We start from the raw sequence: 6,658 nt of genomic DNA on the forward strand, positions 1-6,658 counted from the left end.
AGAGGGTAAATCTAAGGTGATAATGACTCTTACTGAGAGATTATCAAGAATTAATATTGTTCGTTTATTAGATGCTAAGACTAATGATAATGTTATTAAAGAGGTTGAAAAGATTATTAAAAGTAATAAATATTTAATTCATTCTATTACTTCTGATAATGGTTCTGAGTTTTCTAATGTTAAGTATATTACTGATTTAGATATTAAGTGGTATTTTGCTCACCCTTATTGTTCTAATGAGAGGGGTAGTAATGAAAATAATAATAAGATGATTAGGAGATTTATTCCTAAGGGTAGGTCTATGAATAAATTAAGAAAAAAAGATGTTAAATTTATTGAAAATTTTATGAATAATTATCCTAGAAAAATTTTCAATTCTTCAACATCTTATGAAGTTTATGAATGTCTTTTAAATCTTGTTTAAGTTGTTTTTGGACATTTACTTTTGGAATTTAGGATATGAAGTTAATATTCTTCAAAAAGTTGAAATTGATGTTTATTTGTGATACAATTATATTGTATTTAAGCATAGTTAATTACACCGTAAAATCATGATAAAATCAATATTTTAAGGTGTTTTTAGTACAAAAAACCCTACTTTTTTCAAGTAGGATTTTCTGTTATTTGGGCTTTCTATTTCGGAACAGCCTCTATTTTAATATATCTAACATATCATGATAGATTGGTATTTCTATATCTACTCTTTCGTTACTGCTAGGGTGAGTAAATGAAAGTTTGTATGAATGTAGCATTTGTCTTTTTGCTATCTTATGAAAAATTGAATCAGGATTATATAAGCTATCTCCAATAATTGGATGTCCTAAATGTTTTAGATGAACTCTAATTTGATGTGTTCTACCAGTAAATAGTTCGCATTCTACAAGAGAAATATCAAGATGAGGATAATTTTTTATTAATTTAAATTTAGTTTTAGCATATTGTCCTCTATCATCTATTACTCTAGCCAATTCATCACCATTTTTATATATCTTTTCTTCTACTATAATTTCTTCTTTTTCAAACATGTTTTCAGTAAGTGCCATATATTTTTTAATAACATTAGCTTTTCCAGATTGAATAAATGATTGAGCAAAACTATTTTTTGCTATCATTATTAAGCCTGAAGTATTCATATCTAAACGAGAAATAAATCTAGGTACAAGATTTTTATTATACTTTTCTATAAAATAGTAAACTATACCATTTGCTAAAGTCTTATCAGCCTTTTTCAAAGTGGGATGAGTAAGTAAATAAGGTTCTTTATTTACTATTAATAAATCATCATCTTCATAGACTATGTTAATATTCATTTTAATAGGAACTAAATCAGTTCCTTTTTCTTTTTCTCTAACTATAAGTGTTCCAGTTTTTGGTAGTTTTGTTGTAGTTCTTATTTGCTTATTATCTAAAAATACCTCAATAGAACGTAAACTTCTTCCAGAAAAGTTGTGAAATTCACGTAAGTATTGAGATACTTTTAGTCTAAATGCTTTTTCATCTAGTATATATTTTTTCATTATAATAATTTAGGAATCATACAAATTGCATATACTGGACCTGCATGTGCTCCTACTGTTGCCCCTATTTGTATAGATTTATCAGCAATTGTAATTTTATGATTACCTTTAATGCTTTCTAATATTTGATTAACATTATCTAATTGTTTTGAACTACCACCAAAACCAGTATACACATATATACTATGTTTTTTTGCTACTTCTTGTATACTTTTTTCAAGATAAGAAATAGCTAAATTTTCTCCAAATACTTTTTTTTCTACAGTTAAAGTTCCTTGAGAGAAAGTAAGTATAGGTTTTAATTTTAATAAATCACCAATAGATCTAGCCACTTTAGTAATTCTTCCACCTCTTTCAAGGTATTTTAAATCTTCTACAACTATTAATGTTTTAATTTTAGAAATAAATTTCTCTGCCCAAATTTTAATATCAGAAATAGAATGTTTAAGCATAGATTTTTCAGCAACTTGTTTTACCAATATTCCTAGTGGATAAGAAACAAGTTGTGTATCTATTTGAATAATATCATTTTCTTTATTTAAATTAGATCTAACCATTTTAACAGTTCTATATGTTCCACTCATAGAGCTACTGATATTTAAAGTTATTATCTTCTTATATCCTCTATTAAATATATGAGTATATAGATTCATAAGCTCTTTAGGTGATGGTTGTGCACTTTTGAAATGTGCATCTTCATTTATTAATTTATTCCAAAATTCATCTTTACTTATATCAACACCATCTTTATAGTGTTCCCCGTTTGCTTCAAGCCTAATAGGAGTAATGAATATAGGAAGACCTTTAATATCTTCTTCACTTAAATCACTACCAGTATCCGTAACTACAGCTATCTCAGGCATATTGTCAGGTTTGTTTTCTATATAAATATAGTATTGATAGTTTTCTTGCTCTCCATTTATAAATTTAGTTTTAGGGATATTTAATGAAGATTTTACATCATCATATTTTTCTTTACCCTCAACTACAGTAATATTTATAGTATTTGCATTAATATATTTCTCTTTTATTTCTTTAACTAATTCTAAAATATCTTTATTAGCATGTTTAATTTTAGTGTTTATTAATGCTATGTAATCATTTTTATTTATAGCTAAACCATCAACATTAGTATCTCTTACTGCTTTTGTAATTTCTATAGAATAATTAAATGTTTCATTGTATTTAGTATTTGCTAATGTATCAAAGTAGCTATTTAAGTAATAGTAACCCTCCATCATAGTTTTAGTTGGTATAACTAAGACATTTTTTTCTGTTTTTTCAGCAGCAATATTTGCAGTTGAAATAACATTCTTATTATTAGGCAATATTACTATTTGTTTGTTGTTATTTATTTTAGCTATTGCATTTAAGATATCTTGTACACTTGGATTTTGACTTTGCCCACCAAGTAATACAACACTTGCACCAAGATTTAAAAATTCTTCTTTTAAATTTAAGCTATCAGCTAATATAACATAAGAATATCTTGATAAATTTGGTTTAGGATTAACAAATATCTTAGTTTGCTCTTTTTCACTACTTACTAAACCTTCATTTTGTAATTTCATATTTTCTATTTTTATTTTTTCAAGATCTCCATGTGTAACGGCAAGTTCAAGAGCTTGTCCTGGGTTATTTGTATGCACATGTATCTTAAATTTTTTAGATGTTTGTGCAAATACAGCAGAATCTCCTAATTTCAAAATATCTTCTTTAAACTTATTTATGTCAAAATCAGCATTTCTAATTATAAATTCAGTACAGTATTTAAATTTAATTTCAGCTGGATCATGTGTAATATCATTAAGTGTACTATCAAAAGTTTTCTCTGTAGCCTCGTAAGATACTATTTCATTAATTTCAGTTAAAGCTTTACTAATACCAATGAAGAAATAGTAAAGACCCATAGCACCAGAATCTACAACACCTGCTTCTTTTAATTTAGGTAAAAGTTCAGGAGTTTTGTTTACAGCTTCTTCTGCTGTGGCAGTTAATATTTCTAACATTGTATCTAAAGATTCAACATCATCTTTGATTTCAATTGCTTTTTCACTTACTTCTCTAATAACAGTTAATATTGTTCCCTCAACTGGAGTATCTACAGCGTTATAAGCTACTTCTTTAGCACTAAGCAGAGCTTCAGCTAAATCAGCACTTTCAAGTCTTTGTTTATCACCTATTCCTTTTAAAAAACCAGTAATAATTTGAGATAAAATAGTTCCAGAATTTCCTCTTGCTCCCATGAGAACAGAGTCTTCTATAACATCTATTACCTCAATCATAGAACTTTTTTTAACAGTACTACTTTCTATATCGTTTTTCATTGTTTCTAAAGTCATAGACATGTTTGATCCTGTATCTCCATCAGGAACAGGATAAACATTTAATTCATTTAAATAGTCTTCATGTTTTTTAACCCATTTAGCTCCACCTATAAGAATACGTCTTAATCTTTTAGCATCAATGTACTTTATACCCATTCATATCCTCCTAGTTGTTGGCACCATAAATTCTCATTAATTCTTCCAACTCTTTTTTCTCCTCTAACTCCTCTATTTTTTTAATAGAAAGTAAGATGGAATTTTTATTATTATTTTTATCAAATACTACAACTTTAATTTTATCTCCAACATTAAAGTGTTCATTTATATCTTTTATTTGTTCTTGAGATAATTCCTTTTTAGGAACTAATCCTTTGAAATCATCAGTTAATTTAACAAGTAATCCACTTTCTAATATGTCAGTAATTTCAACTTCATATTCTGTGTTTTTATCAAATTTAGAAGAAGCTATATCATATGGAGATTTCCCTAATCTTTTAATACTTCCAACTAAATTTTTATCTTCTTTTTTGATTTCTATTAATTTAACATCTAATTTATCTCCAGCTTTAATATTTAAATTTTCAGATCTATTCCATGAGTATTCTGATTTTGGAACAAAGATTTCTAAATTTTCTCCTGTTTTTGCAAAGAATCCAAAGTCTTTAACTATAGTTACTGTGATGTTTATTACATCATTTAAAACACAGAAATCATCTAAGCTTTCCCATATTTTTTCAAATACAGTTTTAGCACTTAAAACAATCTTTTCTTTTTCATCATTTATATCAATAACTTCACAGAAAATTACATCACCTTTTTTATACTCTTTTTCTACATTGTTAATTTTTTTGTAATATAGGTCTGAAACATGTATTAAGTCTTCTCTATCACCTAAATCAACTACAACACCAAATGAGAAAATTTCTTTAACAGGTGCATCTATATTTTGACCTATATGATATTTTTCTCTTATTTTTAACCATGGATTTTCAACTAGTTGTTTAAGACTTAATTTTATTTTTTTATTTTCTTTGTTAAGTTCAATTATTTTAACTTCTATTTTTTCTCCAACATTAAAATCTTTTAGAGTTTTTTCTTTATTCCAAGAAATTTCACTACTATGTAATAATCCTGATAATACTCCTAAGTCAATTATCATACCATAATCTAACTTACTAGAAATAGTTCCAGAGATTTTATCTCCTACATTTAATTTATTTAAGAATGCTTCTTCATTTTCTTTAATTATTTCAGTTCTTGAAACAACTATTTCTTTTCTATTTTTTTCTGTAATATTAAACTCTAATTGTTCTCCATTAGGAATGTATTGTTGATTTAATCCAGAGTTTCTAAATGGAAGAAATGCTCTAATTAATCCACAATCTACTCTGTATCCTCCTTTTATTTTTTCTTTGATTATACCAAAAATTTTATCTCCTTTTTTAATATTAGAGAAAGCTTCTTTTTTTTCTAAAATATTTTTTGAAACTATTAAGAATTCATCGTTTTCTTTAACAACAAGAACCTTAATCTTATCTCCTATTTCAAATCCTTCTATTTCAGAAATTCTAATACGTCCCTCTAATTTATTTTGAATATTTAAATATCCATATTCATTATCTTTTCTGATTATAGTTCCCTCTATTTTATCACCTAGATTTTGTTCTCTAGTAGGAAGATATTCTTCTAACATTTCCATAAAATTGTTGTTCATTAGTGTTCTCCTTAATTAAATTGTTCTATTTCTATCAGTTTCTGTAGTGAGTTAAGTAGTTCAATTTCTTCTTTTTCATTGCCATTATCTGCAATTATTTCAAATTCTCTACCTTTCTCTAAACCAATTAGTAAAATATCCATAATATTTTTAGCATCATAATTTTCTCCATCACATCTAAAAAATACATCACCTGAAAACTTAGTAGTAATGGCACATATTTTAGTAGAGGGTCTCGCATGTATACCCTGTTCGTTTAATACTTTAACTTTAATTTTGTTCATAATGATCACCTAAAAATATTAATCTATGCTACACAATATTATACATTAATAATTTAGAAATAGCAATATTTGAGGATAAATAATTGAAAAATGATGGGCTATATGGTATTCTTTGAGAAAGGAGGAATAATGAAGTCATATACAGTTTGTTATTTAATTAGAGATAATAAATTCCTTATGCTTTATAGGAATAAAAAGGAAGTTGATATAAATAAAGGGAAATGGATAGGTGTAGGGGGTAAAATAGAACTAGGTGAAAGTCCACATGAATCTATAAAAAGAGAAGTTAAAGAGGAAACAGGATATAATTTGAATGAATGTGTTTTAAGAGGAATGCCTGTCTTTGTATATAACGGGATAACAGAATACATATATGTGTTTACTTCAGAAGATTTTAGTGGTGAAATGATAGCTTGTGATGAGGGAGATTTAAAATACATACCTAAAGACAAGATATTAGATTTAAATATATGGGAGGGAGATAAATATTTCCTTAAAGATTTAATAGATGATAAAAAGGAATTTTTTGTATATAGAATGGAATATGAAAATGATAAATTAGTTAGTGTAATAAAAGAACAATAAATAATGAGGTTTAATATTAAATTTAATCTATAGCATCTATTTGTGATATTATAAGCTGGTATAGTAAAATATACATTACTAGTTTATTTGTTTTACAAACATATTAAGTTGTTATATATAGTAATGTATAATAGGGTTTAGTGAAAATATAAAAAGCATTTAGAGTATAGAATAGAAAAAATAAGAGTTTCTAATTTATCTGAAAATTCAATAAAAATGTTGTGAGATAAT

General features: G+C 26.0%; 6 protein-coding genes. 2 read left to right on the forward strand and 4 right to left on the reverse strand.

Features of this window, described 5'->3' with window-relative positions:
• The coding region (locus BT993_RS06470) for an IS30 family transposase (RefSeq protein WP_143604302.1) at positions 1-424 on the forward strand (424 nt) is incomplete at its 5' end.
• A 226-nt stretch (positions 425-650) separates the two neighbouring features.
• On the opposite strand, the gene BT993_RS06475 is transcribed toward BT993_RS06470, so the two are convergent.
• Genes BT993_RS06475 through BT993_RS06490 form a run of 4 tightly spaced genes read right to left on the reverse strand, consistent with a single transcriptional unit; the run spans position 651 to position 5,842 of the window.
• On the reverse strand, positions 651-1,517 hold the full coding sequence (locus tag BT993_RS06475; RefSeq protein WP_072593760.1) for an RluA family pseudouridine synthase: 867 nt from the start codon (positions 1,515-1,517) through the stop codon (positions 651-653).
• Entirely contained in the window at positions 1,517-4,000 is a 2,484-nt protein-coding gene (locus tag BT993_RS06480; protein ID WP_072593761.1) for a DegV family protein, read from the reverse strand. Before BT993_RS06480 ends, BT993_RS06475 begins: the two co-directional genes overlap by 1 nt.
• Positions 4,001-4,010: 10 nt before the next feature.
• Complete coding sequence (locus BT993_RS06485; RefSeq protein ID WP_072593762.1) at positions 4,011-5,558, reverse strand: S1 RNA-binding domain-containing protein; 1,548 nt, start codon at positions 5,556-5,558, stop codon at positions 4,011-4,013.
• 11 nt (positions 5,559-5,569) lie between these two features.
• Complete coding sequence (locus tag BT993_RS06490; RefSeq protein ID WP_072593763.1) at positions 5,570-5,842, reverse strand: HPr family phosphocarrier protein; 273 nt, start codon at positions 5,840-5,842, stop codon at positions 5,570-5,572.
• Between the two features lie 129 nt (positions 5,843-5,971).
• On the opposite strand from BT993_RS06490, the gene BT993_RS06495 reads away from it, so the two are divergent.
• A complete protein-coding gene (locus BT993_RS06495; RefSeq protein WP_072593764.1) occupies positions 5,972-6,427 on the forward strand; it encodes an NUDIX hydrolase in 456 nt (151 codons plus the stop codon).
• Positions 6,428-6,658: the final 231 nt, after the last annotated feature.

It is taken from the genome of Streptobacillus ratti (assembly GCF_001891165.1).
Lineage (GTDB): Bacteria > Fusobacteriota > Fusobacteriia > Fusobacteriales > Leptotrichiaceae > Streptobacillus > Streptobacillus ratti.

Excerpts from the sequence above, each read along its gene's own strand:
- BT993_RS06475 (WP_072593760.1), bottom strand. The coding sequence starts at position 1,517 with ATGAAAAAATATATACTAGATGAAAAAGCATTTAGACTAAAAGTATCT.
- BT993_RS06480 (WP_072593761.1), bottom strand. The coding sequence starts at position 4,000 with ATGGGTATAAAGTACATTGATGCTAAAAGATTAAGACGTATTCTTATA.
- BT993_RS06485 (WP_072593762.1), bottom strand. The coding sequence starts at position 5,558 with ATGAACAACAATTTTATGGAAATGTTAGAAGAATATCTTCCTACTAGA.
- BT993_RS06490 (WP_072593763.1), bottom strand. The coding sequence starts at position 5,842 with ATGAACAAAATTAAAGTTAAAGTATTAAACGAACAGGGTATACATGCG.
- BT993_RS06495 (WP_072593764.1), top strand. The coding sequence starts at position 5,972 with ATGAAGTCATATACAGTTTGTTATTTAATTAGAGATAATAAATTCCTT.